The sequence below is a fragment of the Amycolatopsis nivea genome (genome assembly GCF_004522235.1).
In the GTDB taxonomy this organism is placed as follows: domain Bacteria; phylum Actinomycetota; class Actinomycetes; order Mycobacteriales; family Pseudonocardiaceae; genus Amycolatopsis; species Amycolatopsis nivea.
In genome coordinates, this window is record NZ_SDLT01000021.1 from 33,124 (window position 1) to 53,910 (window position 20,787).

At 70.9% G+C, this 20,787-nt stretch carries 17 protein-coding genes; 8 read left to right on the forward strand and 9 right to left on the reverse strand.

What is annotated here, in order from left to right:
* Positions 1-15: 15 nt before the first annotated feature.
* Entirely contained in the window at positions 16-906 is an 891-nt protein-coding gene (locus EIZ44_RS23800; protein WP_134731282.1) for a MerR family transcriptional regulator, read from the forward strand.
* Positions 907-1,038: 132 nt separating this feature from the next.
* Here the strand turns inward: EIZ44_RS23800 and EIZ44_RS23805 are convergent, their stop codons facing one another.
* The 6 genes from EIZ44_RS23805 to EIZ44_RS23830 form a co-directional block, all read right to left on the reverse strand.
* Entirely contained in the window at positions 1,039-2,199 is a 1,161-nt protein-coding gene (locus EIZ44_RS23805) for a VWA domain-containing protein (RefSeq protein WP_134731284.1), read from the reverse strand.
* The gene (locus EIZ44_RS23810) at positions 2,196-4,376 is read right to left on the reverse strand and encodes a DUF5682 family protein (RefSeq protein WP_134731286.1); all 2,181 of its coding nucleotides are present in this window, start codon (positions 4,374-4,376) and stop codon (positions 2,196-2,198) included. Before EIZ44_RS23810 ends, EIZ44_RS23805 begins: the two co-directional genes overlap by 4 nt.
* Positions 4,373-5,458 carry an ATP-binding protein gene (locus tag EIZ44_RS23815; RefSeq protein WP_037815508.1) on the reverse strand — a complete coding sequence of 362 codons (1,086 nt, stop codon included), beginning with the start codon at positions 5,456-5,458 and terminating at the stop codon, positions 4,373-4,375. The genes EIZ44_RS23810 and EIZ44_RS23815 overlap by 4 nt, the downstream gene beginning before the upstream one ends.
* A complete protein-coding gene (locus tag EIZ44_RS23820) occupies positions 5,455-6,897 on the reverse strand; it encodes a DUF5691 domain-containing protein (RefSeq protein ID WP_167754252.1) in 1,443 nt (480 codons plus the stop codon). The genes EIZ44_RS23815 and EIZ44_RS23820 overlap by 4 nt, the downstream gene beginning before the upstream one ends.
* Positions 6,894-8,207 (reverse strand): SWIM zinc finger family protein, encoded by a 1,314-nt coding sequence (locus tag EIZ44_RS23825; RefSeq protein ID WP_167754253.1) that lies wholly within the window; start codon positions 8,205-8,207, stop codon positions 6,894-6,896. The genes EIZ44_RS23820 and EIZ44_RS23825 overlap by 4 nt, the downstream gene beginning before the upstream one ends.
* Positions 8,208-8,313: 106 nt before the next feature.
* Complete coding sequence (locus EIZ44_RS23830; RefSeq protein WP_134668117.1) at positions 8,314-9,471, reverse strand: NAD-dependent epimerase/dehydratase family protein; 1,158 nt, start codon at positions 9,469-9,471, stop codon at positions 8,314-8,316.
* Positions 9,472-9,659: 188 nt separating this feature from the next.
* Here EIZ44_RS23830 and EIZ44_RS23835 point away from each other — a divergent pair, with 188 nt between their 5' ends.
* The gene (locus EIZ44_RS23835; RefSeq protein ID WP_043830087.1) at positions 9,660-10,166 is read left to right on the forward strand and encodes a GtrA family protein; all 507 of its coding nucleotides are present in this window, start codon (positions 9,660-9,662) and stop codon (positions 10,164-10,166) included.
* Here EIZ44_RS23835 and EIZ44_RS23840 read toward each other — a convergent pair.
* On the reverse strand, positions 10,096-12,270 hold the full coding sequence (locus tag EIZ44_RS23840) for a glycosyltransferase family 2 protein (protein ID WP_134731290.1): 2,175 nt from the start codon (positions 12,268-12,270) through the stop codon (positions 10,096-10,098). The two genes, EIZ44_RS23835 and EIZ44_RS23840, sit on opposite strands and share 71 nt — an antisense overlap.
* Positions 12,267-13,211, reverse strand: coding sequence for an NAD-dependent epimerase/dehydratase family protein (locus EIZ44_RS23845; protein WP_134731292.1), 945 nt, complete (start codon positions 13,209-13,211; stop codon positions 12,267-12,269). The genes EIZ44_RS23840 and EIZ44_RS23845 overlap by 4 nt, the downstream gene beginning before the upstream one ends.
* A 224-nt stretch (positions 13,212-13,435) precedes the next feature.
* On the opposite strand from EIZ44_RS23845, the gene EIZ44_RS23850 reads away from it, so the two are divergent.
* Genes EIZ44_RS23850 through EIZ44_RS23860 form a run of 3 tightly spaced genes read left to right on the forward strand, consistent with a single transcriptional unit; the run spans position 13,436 to position 15,574 of the window.
* Positions 13,436-13,879 (forward strand): hypothetical protein, encoded by a 444-nt coding sequence (locus EIZ44_RS23850; protein ID WP_037815518.1) that lies wholly within the window; start codon positions 13,436-13,438, stop codon positions 13,877-13,879.
* Positions 13,876-14,484 (forward strand): hypothetical protein, encoded by a 609-nt coding sequence (locus EIZ44_RS23855; protein ID WP_235146665.1) that lies wholly within the window; start codon positions 13,876-13,878, stop codon positions 14,482-14,484. Before EIZ44_RS23850 ends, EIZ44_RS23855 begins: the two co-directional genes overlap by 4 nt.
* 7 nt (positions 14,485-14,491) lie before the next feature.
* Positions 14,492-15,574: a hypothetical protein gene (locus EIZ44_RS23860; RefSeq protein ID WP_134731294.1), complete on the forward strand. Its 1,083-nt coding sequence runs from the start codon at positions 14,492-14,494 to the stop codon at positions 15,572-15,574.
* Here EIZ44_RS23860 and EIZ44_RS23865 read toward each other — a convergent pair.
* Positions 15,516-16,037 (reverse strand): 2'-5' RNA ligase family protein, encoded by a 522-nt coding sequence (locus tag EIZ44_RS23865; RefSeq protein WP_167754254.1) that lies wholly within the window; start codon positions 16,035-16,037, stop codon positions 15,516-15,518. The two genes, EIZ44_RS23860 and EIZ44_RS23865, sit on opposite strands and share 59 nt — an antisense overlap.
* Before the next feature lie 457 nt (positions 16,038-16,494).
* On the opposite strand from EIZ44_RS23865, the gene EIZ44_RS23870 reads away from it, so the two are divergent.
* The 3 genes from EIZ44_RS23870 (at position 16,495) to EIZ44_RS23880 (ending at position 20,761) form a co-directional block, all read left to right on the forward strand.
* Positions 16,495-17,295 carry an alpha/beta fold hydrolase gene (locus tag EIZ44_RS23870; protein WP_134668113.1) on the forward strand — a complete coding sequence of 267 codons (801 nt, stop codon included), beginning with the start codon at positions 16,495-16,497 and terminating at the stop codon, positions 17,293-17,295.
* A 1,029-nt stretch (positions 17,296-18,324) separates the two neighbouring features.
* Complete coding sequence (locus EIZ44_RS23875) at positions 18,325-19,851, forward strand: CehA/McbA family metallohydrolase (RefSeq protein ID WP_134731298.1); 1,527 nt, start codon at positions 18,325-18,327, stop codon at positions 19,849-19,851.
* Between the two features lie 94 nt (positions 19,852-19,945).
* A complete protein-coding gene (locus EIZ44_RS23880; protein WP_134731300.1) occupies positions 19,946-20,761 on the forward strand; it encodes a hypothetical protein in 816 nt (271 codons plus the stop codon).
* The last annotated feature ends 26 nt before the right edge of the window (positions 20,762-20,787 follow it).

Below are 20,787 nucleotides of genomic sequence, written 5' to 3' on the forward strand. Positions count from 1 at the left end.
GAGGTTCCATCGGAAGTGACCGGCGACACACTCGGGATCGGCGACCTGGCGCGGCGCACCGGCGTGCCCGTCCGCACGATCCGCTTTTACTGCGACGAGGGACTGCTGACGCCCGTGCGCAGCGCCGGCGGACACCGCCGATTCGACCCGGCGGACGTCAACCGCCTCGTCCTGGTGCGGCGCTTGCGCGGACTCGGGCTGAGCTTGAAGTCGATCATGGACGTCCTCGCCGGAGAACGTTCCCTTTCCGACGCCGTGTCCGCAGAGCGCGCCGCATTGGACCGCGAGCTGACGACGCTGGCCTGGCGATGCTCAGCCCTCCGCGCCGTCGAGGAGTCGCCGCCCGCCGACCGCGCCGCCCGGCTCGAGCTGCTGTCCGTCGCCACGGACGGCTTCGCCGCGCATGCGGCCCTGGTCCGCCTTTGGCACCCGATGGCCACCGGTGCCGTTCCGCCGGACACGGCAGACATGTTCCTCGCTGCGAGCGCGCCGCGGCCTCCCGAACTGCCGACGCCGGAGCAGGTCGTCGCCTACGCCGAGTTAGTGCTGCTCGCCGCCGATCGCGCGTTCGCCGCCCGGCTGCGGGCGAGCGCACTGGTCACTCATCTGGGCGCTCTCCACGAAGGCGTCGGCGAGGCCTGCGAACTGGCGGCCCCGCAGGTAGCGGCCGGATCCGAGCCGGAACCAGGACCGGCACTCGACCGGTTCGCCGCAGCCCACGCTGCCGCGTCCGGCACCCGCGACACCCCGGAGTTCCGCTGCACACTGCGACGGCGCACCGCTGGCGATCGGCATCCGCAGGTGCGCCGCTATTGGCGTCTCGCGGGCGAGATCACTGGAGAAGCCGCGCCGGTCGGGGTCGCGCATACCTGGCTGCTTGACGCGCTGGACCGCTCGGCCGGCTGAGATTTCTCGAGCGGGAAACGTGTCGGCTCGCGCGACGCGTTTCGCTGGGCTGGACGGACCAGCGAGCGGGGGTTCGCTCCCTAGCCCGCGCTCGCCGAACCGTTCCCGGCGGAAGAGGCTAGGCGCGCCGGGTCATTGAGCGGTCTCCGAGGCGGCCCATCGGGACAAGTCCTCCCTTCGGAGTGCGGCGGCCATCAGATCCGGGAAAAGGTCTGGCGTGCAGGCGAAAGCGGGCACCCCCAGTTCGCTGAGCGCGGCCGCGTTCTCGTGGTCGTAGAACGGCGCTCCCGAGTCCGACAGTGCCAGCAGCGTGACCACTTGCACTCCGGATCCCACCAGGTCTGCGACTCGGCGCAGCAGATCGTCTCGTAATCCGCCTTCGTACAGGTCGCTGATCAGCACCAGGAGGGTTTGTTCGGGGCGTTCCACGAGTCCTTGGCAGTACGCCAATGCGCGGTTGATGTCGGTGCCGCCGCCTAGTTGGGTGCCGAAGAGGACGTCGACCGGGTCGTCCAGGTGGTCGGACAGGTCGGCGACCGCCGTGTCGAACGCGACGAATTTCGTGCTCAGGGCGCGCATCGAGGCCAGCGCCGCGCCGAAAACGCCTGAGTACACCACGGATTCTGCCATTGAGCCGGACTGGTCGACCGCGAGGATCACGTCGCGGCGGACGCTTTGTTCTCGGCGGCCGAAGCCGAAAAGCTGTTCGGGCACAATGGTTTTCAGCTTGGGGGAGTAGTGCTTCAGGTTCCGGCGGACGGTGCGGTCCCAGTCGATGTCCGCGCCTCGGGGGCGTTGGGTGCGGGCGGCACGGTCCAGTGCACCGCGGACTGCTGCTCGGGTGCGTTCGGCTAGGCGTTCCTCCAGCTCGGTGACGACTTTGCGTACGACGGTGCGTGCGGTTTCCTTCGTCTCCTCGGGCAGGACGTTGTTGAGGGACAACAGGGTGCCGACCAGGTGGACGTCCGGTTCCACGGCGCTGAGCAGTTCCGGTTCCAGCAGCATCCGGGTTATGCCCAAGCGGTCTACGGCGTCGCGTTGCATGACTTGGACTACGGAGCCGGGGAAGTACTTCCGGATGTCTCCGAGCCAGCGCGCGACTCGTGGCGCGGAGGCTTGCAAGCCGCCGCTGCGGTCGCCGCTGCTGCGGGAGTTTTTGGGGCGCTCGTCGTAGAGAGCGGCCAGCACGTTGTCGACGCCGGTGTCTCCTTCGGACAGTGCGTGGCCGGTGCCGTCGGAATCTCCGCCCAGCACTAGGCGCCAGCGGCGGAGGCGTTCGGGGTCGGTGGTCACGGGGCGGCTCCCAGGAGGGTGGCGAAGACCGGCAGGGCGGCTGCGGCGCGGATTTCGTCCAGGTCTTCGGCGAGCGCCGGCTCGACCCGGCGAGTGCCGGACAGGGTGGCGGCGCGTTCGCCGATGGCGCGTTTTTCCGGACTGGCGAAGGCACCGAAAGTGCGGCGCAGCAAGGGAAGCACTTCGGTGAAGACCTCGGGCGGGATCGAGGTCAGCCAGGTGTCGACGACGCGCAGCATGCGTTCGTCGTGGACCAGCAGGAGCGCGCCGCCGGAGAAGAAGCCTTCGACGTAGGCCGCGCCGTCGGTGGGGACGATGCCGGGGGTGAGCATGCGGCTCAGCCGGAGTTCGACCTCAGCGCCGTCCAGCAGGTCGGCGTCGTGCAGCAGGCGCACGATGCGGCCCGCGAGCAGCGGGGGCAGGGCGTCACGGGTGGAGAGGCGGGCCAGTGCGGTGAACCAGCGGTCGCGGGCGGCGTCGCCAAGCAGGTCGGTGGCTTCGTGGACGTCGTCGATGAGTTCGCAGAACTGTGCGGCGGCTTCCTCGTCGATGCCGTGCACGGCGGGGGGAAGGCCGGCGCAGACTCGGGTGAGGATTCGGTCGGCGACTTCTTGCAACTGCGCGGTGTCGGTGCCGCGGACGTCGCCGTAGCGGGTTGCCCGCGCCAGCGGAGGCAGCGCGGTCATGAGGTGCGCGACGTCCGCATCGGCGGCGGCGCGGGTGTCCAGAGCGGCGAGCGTTTCCGGCAGGGCGTCGCCCAGGTCGGCGAGAAGGCAACGTTCTACCGCCGCGGTGATGTCGGCGAGCGGCGGAGATTCGGCGACCGTTTCGCGCACGACCGCGGTGGCGGCGGCGGGCACGGTCGTTCCGTGGACCGCGGCCGCGACCAGGTCGACCTCGAAACCTGGTTCCCAGCACAAAGTCCAGGTCTCGCGGAAGGTGCCTTTGTTGCGCACCGAGGACAGTTCCGGTTCGCCCCAGGGGATGCCGAGGATCTGCAGCCGGTGCAGCAGGCGCGAGCGGTCGAGACCGCCGGGGGTGCGCAGGTCCAGATCCAGTTCCCGCGCTTGAGGTTCGCGTTTGAGCCGGAGCCGCCGGGCGGTGGCGATCAGGTCGGCGGCCAGCGGTGCTTGCGGCACGTGGTCCGGGACCTCGCCGAGCAGTTCGCCGACCACGAGCCGTCGCGTGACCAGGTCGGCCTGGACGTCGTCGCCTCCGCACAGGACCGCGCGGGCGGCGGCGTCGACCTCGGCCAGTCCGGCGGACGACCGGCCGCGCAGGGCGGCCAGCGTGTCGGCCAGCCGCACCGCTTCGATCACGTGCGCGGTGGAGACCGGCAGGTCTTCTTCGCGCAGCACCCCGGCGACGGCGGTGAGCCACCGGGTGGTGACGTCGGCGGAGGTGCTGAACAGGTGGTGGTACCAGCCGGGAGAGCGGACGCCCGCGCCGTAGCCGGTGACCGACGCGAGCCTGCCGTGCGTCCACGGCACCCACGTGCACACGACCTTCCGCTTCGGGAGTCCTTTGAGGACAGCCTGGTCCTTCGACGCGGGCGGCAGCGGGTCGGCCAACGCGGGCACGTGCCATGCCCCGCACACGACGGCGACCCGTTCGTAGCCTTCCTTCCGCGTCTTGCGCAGCACGTTCCGCATGTACGCCTCGCGCCGCTGCTCGTGCGGATCGTCCGGCCGGTCGCCCTCGCGCAGCGCGGTCATCGCGTCGGCGATCACCTCGAACGGCGATTCCTCGCCTCGCCGGGATTCGACGAAGTCGTCCCACCAGCGTTCCGGATCGTCGTAGCCGCCCGCCGCGGCGAGCTCCGCGAGCGGGTCGGTGCGCGGCGCGGTCCGTTCCTCGCCGAGCGCGAACTGGTGCGCCGCGGGGAGATCGCAGAACTTCACCGGAACACCGGCCGCGGCGGCGTACCGCAGGGCCTGCCATTCCGGGCTGAACACCGCGAACGGCCAGAACGCCGCGCGCGACACGTCGTCGGACGCGTACGCCAGCAGCGCCACCGGCGGACGCATGCCGTCGTCCGCGGCGAGATCGACGAGCTGGTCCGCTTCCGGCGGTCCCTCGATCAGCACCACGTCCGGTTCCAGCTCGGCGAGCCGGGCGGCGACCGCCCGCGCCGAACCGGGACCGTGGTGCCGGATCCCGAGGAGATGAGTGGTCATCCGGCGATCTCCTGGCCTGCCCGGTAGAAGTCGGCCCAGCCTTCCCGCTCGCGCACCACGGTCTCCAGGTACTCGCTCCAGATCGCGCTGTCCGCGACCGGATCCTTCACCACCGCACCGTGGATCCCCGCCGCGACGTCCTGCGCGCGCAGCACGCCGTCGCCGAAGTGGGCGGCCAGCGCGAGACCGCCGGTGAGCACGCTGATCGCCTCGGCCGTCGAGAGCGTGCCCGACGGGGTTTTGACCGCGGTGCGGCCGTCCTCGGTGCGGCCGGCCCGCAACTCGCGGAACACCGTGACCACCCGGCGGATTTCGGCGAGATCGGCGGCTTCGGCGGGCAGCGACAGCGCGGCGCCGAGCTGGCCGACCCGCCGCCGGACGATGTCCACCTCGGCTTCGGCGGTGTCCGGCAGCGGCAGCACGACGGTGTTGAACCGCCGCCGCAGCGCGCTCGACAGCTCGTTGACGCCCTTGTCCCGGTTGTTCGCCGTGGCCACCAGCGTGAACCCGGGCCGGGCCTGCACCTCGGAGCCCAGCTCCGGGATCGGCAGCGTCTTCTCGGACAGGATCGTGATGAGCGAGTCCTGCACGTCCGCCGGGATCCGGGTGAGTTCCTCGAGCCGGGCGACCTTGCCGTCGCGCATCGCGCGCAGGATCGGGCTTTCGACCAGCGCCTGGTCGCTCGGCCCTTCGGCGATGAGCCGCGCGTAGTTCCAGCCGTAGCGGATCTGCTCCTCGGCGGTGCCCGCGGTGCCCTGGACGAGCAGCGTGGAGTCCCCGCTGATCGCCGCCGCGAGGTGTTCGGACACCCAGGTCTTCGCCGTGCCCGGCACGCCGAGCAGCAGCAGCGCGCGGTCGGTGGCGAGGGTGGCGACCGCGACCTCGATCAGCCGTCGCGGACCGACGTACTTCGGGCTGATCTCGGTGCCGTCGTCGAGTTTCCCGCCGAGCAGGTAGGTGACCACCGCCCACGGGGACAGCCGCCACGACGGCGGTTTCGCCCGGTCGTCGGCCGCGGCGAGAGCGGCCAGTTCGCCGGCGTATTCCTGTTCGGCGTGCGGCCGGAGGACGGGGGACGTCATGCGAGCTCCTTGTGCATTTCACGGCGGAAGGACAGGGTTTCGGCGACTGCGCGCCGCCACGGGGCGGCCTCGCCGGGAAGCGGGATCTCGGCCAGCGGGTGGCCGAGGCAGGCGACGGGCACGGCTTTCGCGATCAGCGCGGCCGCGTGCGCGACCAGCCGGTGGTCGCGCTGCCCGGCGACCCAGTCGAGCAGCACCGTGCCGAGCGCGGCGGGCCACGGCTGCGGCAGGTCGAGGATGAGCCGGGTCAAGGCCTCGACCGGCAGGCCGCGGGTCAGCTTCGCGACCGTGGCGGCCTGTTGTTCGGGCGACAGCACGCCGATGAGCGCTGCGGTACTGCGGCCGCCGGGCTCGGCTTCCACGAGGGCTTGCGCCCATTGCTCGTCACGCTGCCGAAGCGCGGCGGTGGCCCAGCTTTCGCGCACCACGTTCAGCGGCGGCCCTTCGACGAGCATCCCGGCCAGTTCGCCCGGGGTGCCGTACTCGGCCCAGAACCGCAGGGGAGTGGCGGCGACGATCGCGCGCAACCGGGCGGTGCCCTGCCCGGGCCCGGCCGGGACGCGGATGCCGTCGCGGATCAGGCTCTCGTCCGGTTCGGGCGGGGTGAATTCGAGGACGTCGGCCCGCAGCGCACGGCTGCGCACGGTGACGCAGGCGCGCAGCCGTTCGATCATCCGCTCACCGGAGGCCGAATGGGGGTACCGGCCGATCAGCCGCAGCGCGATCTCGCGCACCCCGGCCGCCCGGTCGCCGAGCGCGGCTTCGACGAACGGCTCGTCCTCCTCGGTGAGGTGCTCGCCGAGCAAGGTCAGGAACGTCGCCCGGACGTCGGCCGGTTCGTTCCCCCAAGCCGCGGCGAGCGTCTCCCGCGCGCGGGCGGGATCGGCGGCGAGCACGCGTTCCAGCCAGGCCTGCCGACGCGCGGCGGTGCCGAACTGCCAGGCGTCGTCGCTGGTGTCGTCGTCGGCGGCGACCAGGAACGCCCAATCCGGGTTCCGCTCGCCGAGCCACGCGCCGACCGGCCCGGCGACCGTCGCGAGCGGCGCCCGCAGCGACACCCGGGTCCGTGCCGCGTCGGCCAACGCGGGCAGCCGCTCGGCCGGGACGCGGAATCCCTTGTGCGCCACCGTGTCGAGCCATTCCTCGACCAGCTCTGGCCGGTTCGCGGAGAGCAGGTGCCCGAGCCGCGCCCGCGCCACGTTCGGGATGAACGGGCGGGTGTCCTCCGCCGCGGCGGGTTCGGGCTCGATGCCGGTGAGCGGTCGCTGCCCGGCGCGCCGGTAGCCGGTGTACGCCGCCGCCGCGACGAGCGCTTGGTCGGCGGGGTCGGCGCGGTGTCCGGCGATTTCCGTTACCCCGGGCGGTAATCCGGCCGGGTCGAGGGTCCGGCGGCGAGTGCCGAGCAGGACGGTGCTGACGAGATCGTTCCAGGCAGTCACAGTCGCACCATCCCGTCGCGATGCCAGCAGCTCAACGGCCGCAGCCCCGCTGTCGTCCACTCCGCGGCCACCGTGACCGGCCGCTCGGCCGCGAGCGCCAGCAGCGGCCACGGATCCACGGACGGAACCAGCGGCAGCGCTGCACCGTCCACATCGGACAGTGCCCATCCCTCCCCGTGCCGCGCCGGACGAAGATCGCTCACCAGCACCGGCCACCGGTCCAGCCACGGATCAGCCGCGAGCGCGGCGGCGTGTTCGGCCAGCGCGGCAGCGAAGGTGCCGCCCACCGGCCCGCTTTCCGGAGCGACGGGCTCCTCCCGATGGTCGAACACCGCCCGCAGCGGCACCGCGCCCGGGTGGAACACCAGCTCGCCCGCGACGACGTATCCCGGCGGCAGCGAACTGTCCAGCGGACGCCCGGGCGGAGCGAACGACAGCACCAGCGCGTGCCGGCCGCTGCGTTTGCCCCGCAGCCACGTGCGCCTGCTGCGCAGCGACTCCTGCTCCTCGTCGATCGCGCCGGTGACCAGCCATTGGTCCGGCACCCGTTCGCCGGACTCCAGCACTTGCGCGTTGCTCACCGAGAACCCGAGCCGGGTCCGGACGGTGTCGGCGAGCCCGGCGGGCAGCGACTCCAGCCTGCTCGCCGCGTCCGCGAGCACGTACACCAGCGACAACTCGGCCAGCAGGCGGTCCGGCCAGTCCCGGCCGCGGCCGACCAGCGCCGCCGCCCGGCGCAGGCCGTTCGCCAGCCCGGGAGCTTGCGCGTCGACCATGCGCGAGGCGACCGTGTACAGCTCGTCGGCGCCGCCGCGTTCGAACGCCGCGAACCCGGCGGACACCCGGTCGGCAAGCCATCCGCGCAGCTCAGCGGCTCCGGCGGTGACCCGCGCGAGCCGTTCCTGCGCCCGCTTCGCCGCCGCTTCGAGATCCTTCGGCGCGTCCGTCTTCTTCTCGGCCCGCTCCGCTCGCGCGGCCCGTTCGTCCAGCCACGGGTGCACCCATCCGGGCTCCTCCGCGCGGGGGACCTGGCCGTCGGCCCAGAGCAGCAGCAACCCCAGCGCGTGCTTGCACGGGAACTTCCGGCTCGGGCAGGTGCACCGGAACGCGGGTCCGGCCGTTTCCACCGTCGTCTGGTACGGCCGCTTCCCGCTGCCTTGGCACGCGCCCCAGACCGCACGGGCGGACGCGCCCGCGTCCGACCACTTCGCCGGCGCCGCCTGCCCGCGCCCGGCTTTCGCCGACGCGGCGTCCGGAGCGAGTTCGAGCACCCGCTCCGGGCTCCACCGCGCCGCTGCTTCGTCCCCCACGTTTTCCTTGCCGCTCTTCCAGTTCTTCTCCCCCTCGGGGCTGACTCGAAGAGCATCCCACCCGCCACCGACAATTTCCGCGGGCGGCGGGGGAGAGCAGCGGAAATCAGGAGGATTCGACCGCTCCGCGCCAGCGCACCGTGGGCCGCAGCCGGTCGTCGTTCACCCGGTGCTTGTTCGCGCCGACGATGTCGAACATCGACTCGATCAGCGTGTCCGACAGCAGATGCGGTTCCAGCCCCAGCCCGACCAGCCCGGTGTGCTTGACGTTGTAGTAGTGCTCCGGCTGCTCCACCCGCGGGTTGTCCAGGTTCTCGATCTGCACCGGCCCGGGGAAGCGGTCGGCGACGAGTTCGGCGATCTCCCGCACCGACATGCTCTCGGTCATCTGGTTGAAGACCCGGAACTCGCCGCGCCCGGCCGGATTCTCCACGGCCAGCCGGATGCACTCGACGGTGTCGCGGATGTCGATCAGGCCGCGCGTCTGCCCGCCCTTGCCGTACACCGTGAGCGGCTGCCCCAGCACGGCCTGGATGACGAACCGGTTGAGCACCGTGCCGAACACCGCGTCGTAGTCGAACCGCGTGGCCAGGCGCGGGTCGAGCGCGGTCTGCGGCGTCTGCTGGCCGTACACGACGCCCTGGTTGAGGTCGGTCGCGCGCAGTTCCCAGATCCGGCAGGCGAACTCGATGTTGTGCGAGTCGTGCACCTTCGACAGGTGGTAGAACGAGCCCGGCTTCTTCGGGTAGAGCATCCGGTCGCGGCGGCCGTTGTGCTCGACCTCGAGCCAGCCTTCCTCGATGTCGATGTTCGGGGTCCCGTACTCGCCCATCGTGCCCAGCTTGACCAGGTGGATGTCCGGGTCGATCTCGGCGATCGCGTACAGCAGGTTGAGGTTGCCGACCACGTTGTTGTGCTGCGTGTAGACGGCGTGCTCGCGGTCGATCATCGAATACGGCGCGGACCGCTGCTCGGCGAAGTGCACGATCGCCGCCGGACGGAAATCGCGCACGGCGTCGAACAGGAATTCCGCGTCGAGCAGGTCGCCTTCGTAGCTCGCGATGCGCTTCCCGGACACCTCGTGCCACGCGTCGACGCGGGTGCTCAGGTCTTCGATGGGGACGAGGCTCTCGGCGCCGAGCTCGACGTCGTACTGCCGCCGCGCGAAGTTGTCCAGAACAGCCACTTCGTGGCCTTTGTCCGACAAGTGGAGCGCAGTGGGCCAGCCTAGGTAGCCGTCACCGCCGAGAACCAGCACTCGCATCCGGAGCACCCTTTCCTTTCGTTTTCGCGACAGGCACGGCCTTTCGTTGTACACGACGCCCGGATGTCGCGGTGGCAGATCCGAACCTAATCGCCCGCCGCTGATGTTCGGCTGGCAGTCAGCTGTGAATCCGCTGTGGGCCGGGGGGTCGCGCGGCGGAGCCGGCGGCCCGAGGGGAGACTGGGACTATGACGACGGTAACCAACCCGGCGAACCCGCGCACGACGGAAGAATCGCCCGAGCCGCGCCGCCGCGGCCTGGCCAGGTTCGTCCGCGCGGCCGCCAGTTCGGTGGCCGCCACGCTGCTCAGCCAGGCCGCGCTGATCGCGGTGCTCGCCGCGGGCGGGGCCCCGTGGCTGGCCAGCGCGTGCGCGTTCGCGGCCGGGGCGGTGCTGAACTTCTTCCTCACCCGGCGCTGGGTGTGGGGCCGCCGCGGCCGTCCCGAACCCGTCCGCGAACTGCTGCCCTACGTCCTCGTCATCTCGCTCGGCGGCCTCGCCTCGGTCGGCCTGACCACGCTCGCCGGGCACCTGCTCGCGCCGTTGCACCTGCCGCACTTCTGGTGGGTCGTCCTGCTCGACGCGGCGTACGTGCTCAGCTACGCGCTGGTGTTCGTCGCGAAGTTCACGATGCTCGACCGGTTCGTTTTCGACCGCGGCGCAGCACGTACCCGCGCCACCACGTCCCTGTCATGACCCGCGCGTAGTTCGCGCCGTACACGACGCTGCCGCCCTTCTTGCTCTTGCCCGCCTTGCGCAGTCGCATGCTCATCGGCCGTTCGAGCACGCGCGCGCCTTGCGCGGTCGCGCCCAGCAGCAGTTCCGACGACTGGTACTGCGGTTCGTTGAGCGGGATCGCGCACGCCAGTTCCGCGCGCAGCGAACGGAATCCGAACGACGTGTCGGTGATCCGCCGCCAGGTGAGCACAGACGCGAGCCACGCGAACACGCGCACGCCGATCCAGCGCATCCGGCTGTCGGCCTCTTCGTGGCCCAAACGCCGGGAGCCGGTCACGAAATCGGCAGTGCCGTCCAGCAGCGGTGCGAGCAACTCGGCCATTTCGCTGTTGTCGTACTGACCGTCGCCGTCGGTGGTGACGATGTACTTCGCGCCGTTCTCGGCCGCAAGGTGGTACCCGAGGCGTAGCGCGGCGCCCTGGCCGCGGTTAGTCGGCGCGACGCACACGTACGCGCCATGGTCTTCCGCGATGGCCGCAGTGTTGTCCGTACCGCCGTCTACGACCACCAGGACGTCTACCGGCAGCCCGAGACATTCGTCCGGCATCTTCTCCAGCACTTGTCCGATGCCGCCGGCTTCGTTGTACGCGGCGATCACTACGGTCAGTTCGGACAGCTTCGCGCCGGGATGCCGGTCGTGGAAGTCCTTGATCGCGCCTTCGTCGACAGAGTCGGGATAACTGCCGAGACGGCGACGGCTCGCCACAGTGAGCGTCGTGAACCCGAGCGCACCCGCGACTGGCAACAGCACGAGCGCGGGAAGCTGGTAGCGCCAGGAAAACTCGAACACCGCGGACCCGAACAGCAGGAACAACCCAGTGCCCGCAGCGAACAACGCCCCGCTGCGCGCAGGGTGCCGGGGTTTCTTGCGCCGCAGCACGGTCAGCAGGCCGAGCAGCGCGAAGAACCCGAGCACCGCGCCGGGCACGAACCCGCCGTTGATCTGGTAGTCGCGCAGGAACGCCGCGATCGGCTCGTTGACCTGGGGATCCGTGCTGTCGTACTGCTGGGTGACCGCCTTGACCGCGGCGGGATCGGCGAACTCCGGATAGGTCAGCTGGAACTGCCACCGGTCGATCGGCACGTCGGTGGGCGCGGTGTAGCGGGTGAACTGGAAGCTCTTCCCGAAGTCGCCGAGGATCGACGTCGCGACGTCCCACCACTGCGCTTTCAGCGCGGTCATCGCGAATTCGTGCGCCAGCACGCCCTTGTCCGCGCCGGGCGGCAGCGGGCCGGGCCACGCCGGGTCGAGGTCGGCGTGCGTGTAGTTGTCGACCAGCCGGTTCTCGACCGGTTCGGTGGGACAGAACTGCCGCACGACCGGGTCGAGCTGGAGTTTCGCGCAGTCCGCGACCGCGGCGGTCCGGCCGTAGAGCATGCTGCCGGACGGCCCGCTCAAGCCCCAGTTTCCGGTCTCCGCCTTGACTTTCGCCGCGTACGGGACCACCACGACGAGGATCGCGAGCAAGCCGACCCCGGCGTCGCGCCAGCCGCGCCACGAACGCCACGCGCTGCCCGCGGCGAGCACGTAGAGCAGGAACGGCACGGCGATCGTGACGCCGATCAGCCGCACCAGCACGCCGAACCCGACCACGAGCCCGGCCAGCGCGATCCGCCGCCAGTTCGGTTTTCCCTTGGCCAGCACCAGCCACAGCAGCCCGAACAGCAGTGCCTCGAACAGCACCTCGGCCATGATGTTCTGCTCGATCTGCACCTGGTAGGCGTCGAGCAGCAGGGGCGCGGCGGCCAGCGCGCCCACCCAGTTGCGCGCGCCGAGCCGCCGGGCCAGCGCGTAGATGCCGACCGCGATCGCCAGTCCGGCCAGGTGCTGCACGGCGGCGACGAACGACAGTCCGCCGACCGCGAGCAGCGGTTTCAGCAGCAGGTCGTAGCCGACCGGGTTGATCCCGTCGGCGCGCAGGCCCTGCAGATTGTCCAGGTAGCGGAAGGAATCGATGTACAGCAGCGCGGGCCGGTAGGCGATCCAGGACAGCACCCGCAGCGTGGTTCCCGCGGCGAGGAGCACCAGCAGGAACGCGTGGCGCCGGAGGAATCCGGTCACGGCGCCTCGGCCCGGTCCAGTCCGGAGAAGTACTTCCACGCGGTGGCGAGACCGTCGGCGAGGGTGATTTCCGGGCGGTAGCCGATGGTTTCCGCGCTCGCCGAGACGTCCACGACCACCGCCGGCATCTCCCCGGCGGGCGCGGGCACGTGCTCGATCGGCAACTCGGCCCCGGTCACCGCGCGCACGGTCTCGACCATTTCCAGCACGGACACCGAACGTCCGGCGCCGACGATCGCGCGACCGGTGTAGCCGCTTTCGTAAGCGAGCACGATCGCGCGCATGACGTCGTCTACATGCACGAGGTCGCGACGTTGCTCGCCGGTGCCGTACACCCGCACGCCTTCATTATTCAACGCCGCGCGCATCATGCGCGGCACGAAGCTGTCTTTGTGCGACATGCCGGGCCCGTACACGTTGGTGAAGCGCAGCGCGCACGTCGTGATGCCGTACGCGCCCGCGTAACCCGACAGCAGCATCTCGCAGGCCGCTTTCGTGGCACCGTATGGCGTAAGCGGCTTCGTGGGCAGGTCGACCGTGATGGTGTTAGTGCCGACATCGCCGATCACTGCGTTCGTGGACGCGAGAATGAAGCGCGGCACCTCGCGTACGCGACACAGTTCGAGAAGTTCTTGTGTCACCGCAACGTTCTCCGCGTACGTGTCGCGCGGCAGCTCTACGGACTTCAGCACGGACGTCAGCGCAGCAAGGTGCACGATCCCGCCGACGCCTGCCTCGACAGCTGCTTCGCGCGTTTCGGCGGCACGCAGATCTCCGACGACGACGCGCACTCCCTCGTCCGTCGTCTCGTAGCGCACGCGGTCCACGACAGTGACCGGATAGCCGCGCTCACGGAACTCGCGCACGACAGCGCGGCCGATGAAACCGCTGCCGCCGGTGACGACGACGGGTGTCCTTTCGGGACTGTGGGGGAGTGTCATGGCGCACAACCTACCTCCGCAGTCTGTGCGTCACTTGTGCGTCCCTCGCCCGCGCGAGCGCGGGACCGCGTGCGGGCACCCCCAGCGACCGCACGCGGATCCCGGTGTTTAGTTTTCTAAACGATGCGCGGGGCGAGTGTAGCCGGAACGGGACGGCTGGTGTCAAGTTTTCGGGACGGTTATGCTGGTCGCTGTTACGGAGACGGAACGGTGATGGGGGCGGCATGGCCGAGCAGGCGGGGGAGCGCAGCTTCGCGGAACGTCTGGCGCACCTGATCGCGACCGTGCATCCGCCGGACCGCAAGCCCTACTCCTACCGCGAGATCGCCCAGGGCGTCGCGGACGTGACCGGCGTCAGCATGTCGGCCACGCACGTCCAGCAGCTCGCCGTGGGCGCGCGGCGCGACCCGAAGCGGTCGCACATCCAGGCGCTCGCGCGGTTCTTCGGCGTGCCGGTCACCTACTTCTTCGACGACGAGGTCGCCGGCCGGGTCGACGAGCAGGTCGCCGACGTGGTCGCCTGGCGCGACACCCAGGCCCGCGACCTGGCGCAGCGCGCGATGCGGCTGTCCGAGCGCGACCGGCGGACCGTTTCCGCCCTGATGGACCAGCTCGGCAGCTACGCCGAGGGGCGCGACCGCACCCGGCGCGGACGCAAGCCGGAGTGAGCCGGGCGGCTATGCTGGCGGCGGCCGGAGCGCCGGGGACCCCCTGGTGCACCAGGCTGGTCCAGCCGCCGATCGCCTCGGGAGGGGACATCGACCCGACCGTGCGAGCGCGCGCCCGCGACCGGGTGCGCGACCTGCTGCGGCACGTGCCCGCCCCGCGGCCGTGGTCGATGAACGCGTGGATCGACCGGCTGGAACGGCACCGCGGCCGCGACATCGACCTGGTCGCGGTCGACTACGCGCCCGGCCAGCCCTCCGGCGCGTGGCAGCGGCACGACGACTTCGACCTCATCGCGTACGCGGCGGGCACGTCGTCGCTGCACCAGGACCACATCATCGCCCACGAAATCGCGCACCTGCTGTGCGAGCACCGCGGCGAATGCGTGCTCACCGACGCCGAAGCGGCGACGCTCGCGCCGGATCTCAGCGCGCACCTGCTGTCGCATCTGCTCACCCGCGTCACCACGAATTCCGACGAGTACGAAGCGGAGCTCATTGCCGTGTTCCTGATGAGCGCCGCCACCGAGAGCGGTGCGCAGCTGCGGCCAGGCGCTTCCGGCCCGGCAGCGGAGCGCGCGCGGCGCTTCGCGTCGCTGCTCGGGTAGTGCGCGGATGATCGACGTTTTGTTCTTCGGCGTCGGCCTGCTCGCCGTCGCGGTCGGGATCTGGCGCGCGGTGCGAGCACGGCGGACCGGTGCTGGCGCGGGCCTCGCGACCAGCCTGATCGCCCTCGGCGTCGCGTTGTGCTTGCTCGCCGACAGTGCGCAGGCGATCGAGAGTCAGCTGTACCCGAGCCTGGGGCGGCTGCTGTCGAACCTCGCGACGATGGTGGCCGCGTACGGCATTGAAGTGACTGTCGCGGAGATCGGTGGCGTGGCAGAGCGTCGGCGGCGCGCGCGGCTCGGGGCGTTGATTGTCGCGCTCGTCGTGCTCACTGCGTCGTTCTTCGCGACGCGCGGGCTTCCGACGGGCGTCGGGCTCTTCGACGAGCTGTACCGGTCGAATCCGACACTGGTCGTGTACATCGTCGTCTACACGCTGTACCTGGGTTTGGCGGTGGCGGACATCGCCGTGGTGTCGGCCGGGGCGGTGCGCGCGGGTACGGGTGCGCTGCGGGCCGGGCTGGGCATCATGTTGCTGGCCTGTGTGTTCGCTTTCGCTTATCTGATCGGCAAGATCGTCGGCCTGATCGGTGATCTGACCACGGAGCATCCAGTCACGAAGCTGTGCCGCGGCGCGTTTTCGACGGTTCCGTGCACGCTCGCGGTCGGCTTCCCAGCGGTATCGGTGCTGCTGGTCGTGGTGGGGCTGACGGTGCCTGTGTTGCCCGCGGTGGGCCGGGCGGTGCGCGACGCGCGGACGCGGGCGGTGCTCCGGCCGCTGCGGGAGCACCTGGCTTCCCGGTACCCGGATGTCGTGCGGCTCGACGACGCGTCGGGGACCGGCCGGGAGCGGCTGCTGACGATGATGAGCGAGATCAACGACGGACTGCTGCTGTCCGGGGTCGGGCCTGAGTTGTCGCCGAGCGCGGCTGTGCGGGTGCTGCGCAGCTCTGAGCCGGTACTGGACCAGTCCGCGGAGCCGCCGGTGCAGCCGCAGGAGACCGCTTTCGCGGCTGAGGTGGCTCGGCTGCGGGCTATCGCGCAGGAGTTCCGAGCGGAGCCGACAGCCGGAGCTGCCAACCCTGCTCCGTGAGCACGACGAGGTGCAGCATGTCCGCCCGGGCGGTGAGCGGCAGTGCTGCTCGGGCGCGTTCGGCGACCTCGGCGCGCTGATCGTCGGTGCCGCCGAGGGCGATCGTCAGGTGCGCTGGCGGGTGCGCTCCGAAGCGTCCGCCGTACGGGGGCACGTCGGGCCAGTGATCGCACACGGCGTCGGCGAGGGGCTGGAGTGCCGGGGCGGCCGCTGCGACGAATCCGGGTGCGAGGACGAGGTCGGTGAGCTGCACATCCGTTACGGGGAAGCTCGCGGCGAGGTGTGTGACGTCGGCGTCGGTCTGTTCGGTGAGCCTTTCGGCGGGCAGGAACGGGTACAGCGCCGTGACGTGCGGCGGAAGACCGGGACGGACGAGTCCGGGGTCGACGGCCGCGGCGGTTTCGAGCAGGACGGCGGCGGACGGGAGCGTGACGACGAGCGCGCTGGTTCCGGGCGTGGGCACGGCCCCGATCCTGCCGGACCGCCCGCGCCGTCGCACCGCAAGGGCCCCGCTTCCCGGCGTAAAGGAAAGGCAACCCTTTCTTTTCTGCTTCTTCCGGTGAATTCCGCTTAACCGAACCCTAAGTCTTCCCCAAGTCCGCCGACGGCGATTCCCGGCGGTCCTACACTCGGTGGATGAAGATCGTCCTATGGACCGCATTGTGCGGATTGTGCGCCGTCACCGGCCACGTGCTCCTGGGCGTCGTGGCAGGTTTCCTTCTGCTGGCTTGTGTTCCGCGCCGTCCCGCCCCGGGCCGGCCGGCACCCGAAAGAGAATTGATCAGCTCCCGCGGCTGACTTTCCGGAGAATTCCCCCGGAATTGCCGCCCGGCGGCCGGCGCCGCCTCCTCCCGGCCGCCGGAGTCCCGGAATTGTCGGTGCCGTGCGGTACAACGGTGGCCGGCGAACAGGGAGGGAACATGCATTACGTCGAACACGGTTCCGGCACGCCGGTGCTGGCCGTCCACGGCTGGATGCCGGACCACCGCCTGATGACCGGCTGCCTCGAGCCGGTCTTCGCGCGGCGGCCCGGATTCCGGCGGATCTACCCGGATCTGCCCGGCATGGGCGAGTCGCCCGCCGGGTCCGCGCGCGGGTCGGACGACCTGGTGGCGGGGCTGGCGGACCTGGTGGACGACCTGATCGGGAACGAGCCGTTCCTGCTGGTCGGCGAGTCGTACGGCGGCTATCTGGCGCGCGGGCTCACGCGGGCGCGGCCCGAGCAGGTCGCGGGGCTGGCGCTGGTGTGCCCCGTCGGCCGCCCGGTGCCGGTGCTGGAGCGGGACGTGCCGGAGCACGAGGTGCTGCGCGCCGACCCGGACCTGCTGGCGAGTCTCGATCCGGTGGAGGCGGCGGAGTACGGGGAGATGGCGGTGGTCCAGTCCGAGGAGACGCTGGCGCGCTTCCGCGCGGACGTCGCGCCTGGTCTGGCGGCCGCTGACCGGGCCGCGCTGCAGCGGATGCTGACGGGCTGGAAGCTGTCGGTCGATCCGGAAAGCGGTCCGGTGTACCGGAAACCGTCGCTGATCGTGTGCGGTCGGCAGGACGCGTCTACGGGATTCGCTGAGTTGTACGGATTGCTGGGGCACTATCCGCGGGCGAGTTACGCGGTGCTCGACCGGGCGGGGCACAACCTGCAGTTCGAGCAGCCGGTGTTGTTCGAGGCGCTGATGGACGAATGGCTGGACCGGGTCGAGGAGGGGAGTGGTGCGGTGACGTGAGGGTGGGTGGGGTGCTTGCTGGCTGAGGGGCCCGGCTGTTCCTGTGGCGGCGGTGCTGCGGCGTGTGGTGCGCGGTTTAGCGTGGTGCTAGGTCGGTGCCGGGCGTGGCGACTTGCTGAGCGCTGGGTGGTGGCGCGCGGTCGGGTGCTGCTCGGCTTTTTCCTGCGCAAGGTTGTGCCGTTGCGTCACGTGGTGCGCGGTGTGGTGTGGTGCGCCGGGGGTGGCGAGTCGCTGCGTGCTGGGCGGTGGTCGGGTGCTGTTCGCGGCGTGCTGGGCGGTGGTCGGGTGCTGTTCGCGGTGTGGTGAGCGATGTTGCGTCGTGGCGGTGCGCGGTTCGTGTGGTGCCGGGCGAGTCGCTTTGCGGTGGCGGGTGGTCGGGTGCGGCTCGGCTGTTCCCGGGTGCGGCGGGCGGTGCTGCGTTGCGTGGTGCGCGGCGTGGTGTGGTGCCGGGTTGGTGCGCGGGCGTGGCGAGTCGCTGCGTGCTGGGCGGTGGTCGGGTGCTGTTCGCGGCGTGCTGGGCGGTGGTCGGGTGCTGTTCGCGGTGTGATGGGCGGTGCTGCGTCGTGCGGTGCGTGGGTTCGTGTGGTGCCGGGCGAGTCGCTGTGCGTTGGCGGGTGTTCAGGTGCGGCTCGGCTTTCCCGGTTCGGCAAGTGGTCCTGCGTCGTGCGGTGCGCGGTTTGCTGGGGCCCTCGGGCGATGCTGCATGAGCCGAGCTGCCGTGCGCGGCTCGCTGTGCGACGGCAGTCAGCTGCTCTGCTGTTCCGCGCGCGGAATGTCGTCCTGCGTCGCGTGACGCGGGTCGATGTGGTGCTGGGTCGGTGCCGGGCGAAGCGAATCAGCGAATGTTCCGGTCCCGCTCCACGATCCGGTGCGTGGCAACCACTCTCGCCCGTCGTCGGCCGGATGCGCGGCTCAACGCGGCGATCCCTAGCAGCCGAGGCGAGTCGCCCAGTGTTCACCGCAGCGTCGTTGAAGGGGGTGGCTTCGAGGGCTAGCGTCGGCGCGACTTCATTGCTGCGGAGGTAAGCCATGTCCACTGGGGAACTCAACCGGCGCAACCTGTTCCGGGCCGGAGGCGTCGTCGCGGCGGGGGCGGCGATGAGCATGGTGCCGGGCGTCTCGTTCGCGGCGCCCGCGCCCGGTGCCGGGCAGCAGACGAAGACCGTCACCGGCACCTTTCGGCCGGACGTGCCCGACTGGTACTACCTCCCGGTCGACGTGCCGCGCGGCGTGAAGCAGATCGACGTCGTCTACTCCTATGACAAGCCGTCGGTGCCCGCGGGGACGCGCGGAAATGCTTGCGACATCGGGATGTTCGGGCCGGAGGGGCACGAACTGGGCACCCGCCGCGGCTTCCGCGGCTGGTCCGGCGGCTTCCGCGACCGGTTCTCGATCAGTGCTGCCGAAGCAACTCCCGGGTACCTCGCCGGGCCGATCACGCCTGGCCGCTGGCACGTGATTCTCGGTCCGTACACGGTCGCGCCGCAGGGGCTGAACTACCGCGTCGACATCACGCTGACCTTCGGCCGCGACACCGCGAAGCCGTTCCAGCCGAACCCGGCGCCGGAGACCGCGCCCGCGCGCGACCGCGGCCGTTCCTGGTATCGCGGCGACTCCCACCTGCACACCGTCCACTCCGACGGCAAGCGCACGCCCGAGCAACTGGTCGCGGATGCCCGCGCGGCCGGCCTGGACTTCATCGTGTCCACCGACCACAACACGTCCAGTTCGCAGCTGGTGTGGGGCAATTACGCCACCGACGACCTGCTGATCCTGAACGGCGAAGAGGTCACCACGCGGTCCGGGCACTGGCCCGCGATCGGCGTCCCGGCAGGCACGTGGATCGACTGGCGCTACCGCGCTTCCGACCCGCGCGACTTCCGCCGGTTCACCGACCAGGTCCACCGGGCGGGCGGTCTGGTCACGGCCGCGCACCCATTCGCGAATTGTTTCGGCTGCACCTACGAATTCGCGTACGAGATCGCCGACCTCGTCGAGGTCTGGAACGGCCCGTGGACCGCGGACGACGAAGCGAGCGTCACGCACTGGGACGGTCTGCTGCGCGGCGGCCGGTGGATCCCGGCGATCGGCGATTCCGACGCGCACAACCCGGACCAGACCGTCGCGCTCCCGCACACGGTCGTCCAGGCGGACCGGCTGGGCCGGGCCGAACTGCTCGCCGGGCTCAAGGCAGGGCGTTCGTGGCTCGCCGAGTCGAAGGACGTGCAGCTCGACTTCTCCGTGTCCGGAGCGGGCCGCAGCGCAGGTATCGGCGGACGGCTCGTCGCGGGCATCGGCACGCCGATCGAGGTGCGCGCGGTCGTTCGGGGAGTTCCCGGCACGACCGTGACGTTCCTCGACCAGCTCGGCCCGGAGCACAGCGAGACCGTCCCGGAATCCGGCACCGCGACCGTCACGTGGACGACGTACCCGCGCTACAGCCGCTGGGTCCGCGTCGAGGTGCGGCGTCCGTCGGGCGGTCCGAAGACGACCACGCCGAACGCCATGGTCGCCATGTCGAACCCGATCTTCCTGGGCGCCGCCGACGCCGGCTGACCCGACCCGAGCGTCCCGCGACCCGGACGCCCGGGCAGACTGTGCACTTAAAGTGGGCAGTGGGGAAGGGCGGGCACGGGTGCGCGGGTGTGGCGTGCGAGCGGCGATCTTGGCGGTCGTCGTGGCGCTCGCGGCGGTGGTCGTCGTGGTGGTCATGTTCTCGAGCAGTGACGAGGTGAAGACCCCTGGCTGCACGGTCGCGTTGCCGAAGGGGCCGAACGACGCTTCCGCGCCGCAGTACACGCTGCAACCGGAACCCATGAACAACGCCGCGATCATTGCCGCCGTCGGGATCAAGCAGGGGCTGCCCTCGCACGCGGTGACGGTCGCCCTCGCGACTGCCCTGCAAGAGTCGAAGCTCCGCAACCTGAGCGGCGGCGACCGGGATTCGATCGGCCTGTTCCAGCAGCGCCCGAGCCAAGGCTGGGGCACGCCCGACCAGCTCCAGGACCCGGTCTACTCGGCGACGGAGTTCTACAAGAAACTCGCGAAACTCGACAACTGGCAGACGATTCCGATCACCGAAGCGGCACAGGCGGTGCAGCGCTCCGGCGCTCCCGACGCGTACGCCCAGTGGGAAGACGAGGCCACCGCGCTGACCGGAGCGCTGACCGGCCAGTACCCCGCGGCGCTGACCTGCCGGAACCTCACGCTGAACCCGTCGGCGAACCTGGTGACCGTCGCGAACGCCGAACTCGGCACGGCGCGCTTGAGCGGCGCGCACCCGTCCGCGGAGGGCTGGCGGATCGCGAGCTGGCTCGTGGCCCGCGCGGCGAAGCTGGGCGTGGACCGGGTGAGCTTCGCCGGTCAGACGTGGACCGCGGAGGCCGGGGCGTGGGCTCCGGACGAGAAGGCGGGGCAGAATCTCTCGCTGCATCAGGCTCCGGCCGCGCCGCCCAGCTCAAGCTGATCGGGTGCGCTGACGGGCAAATTCGA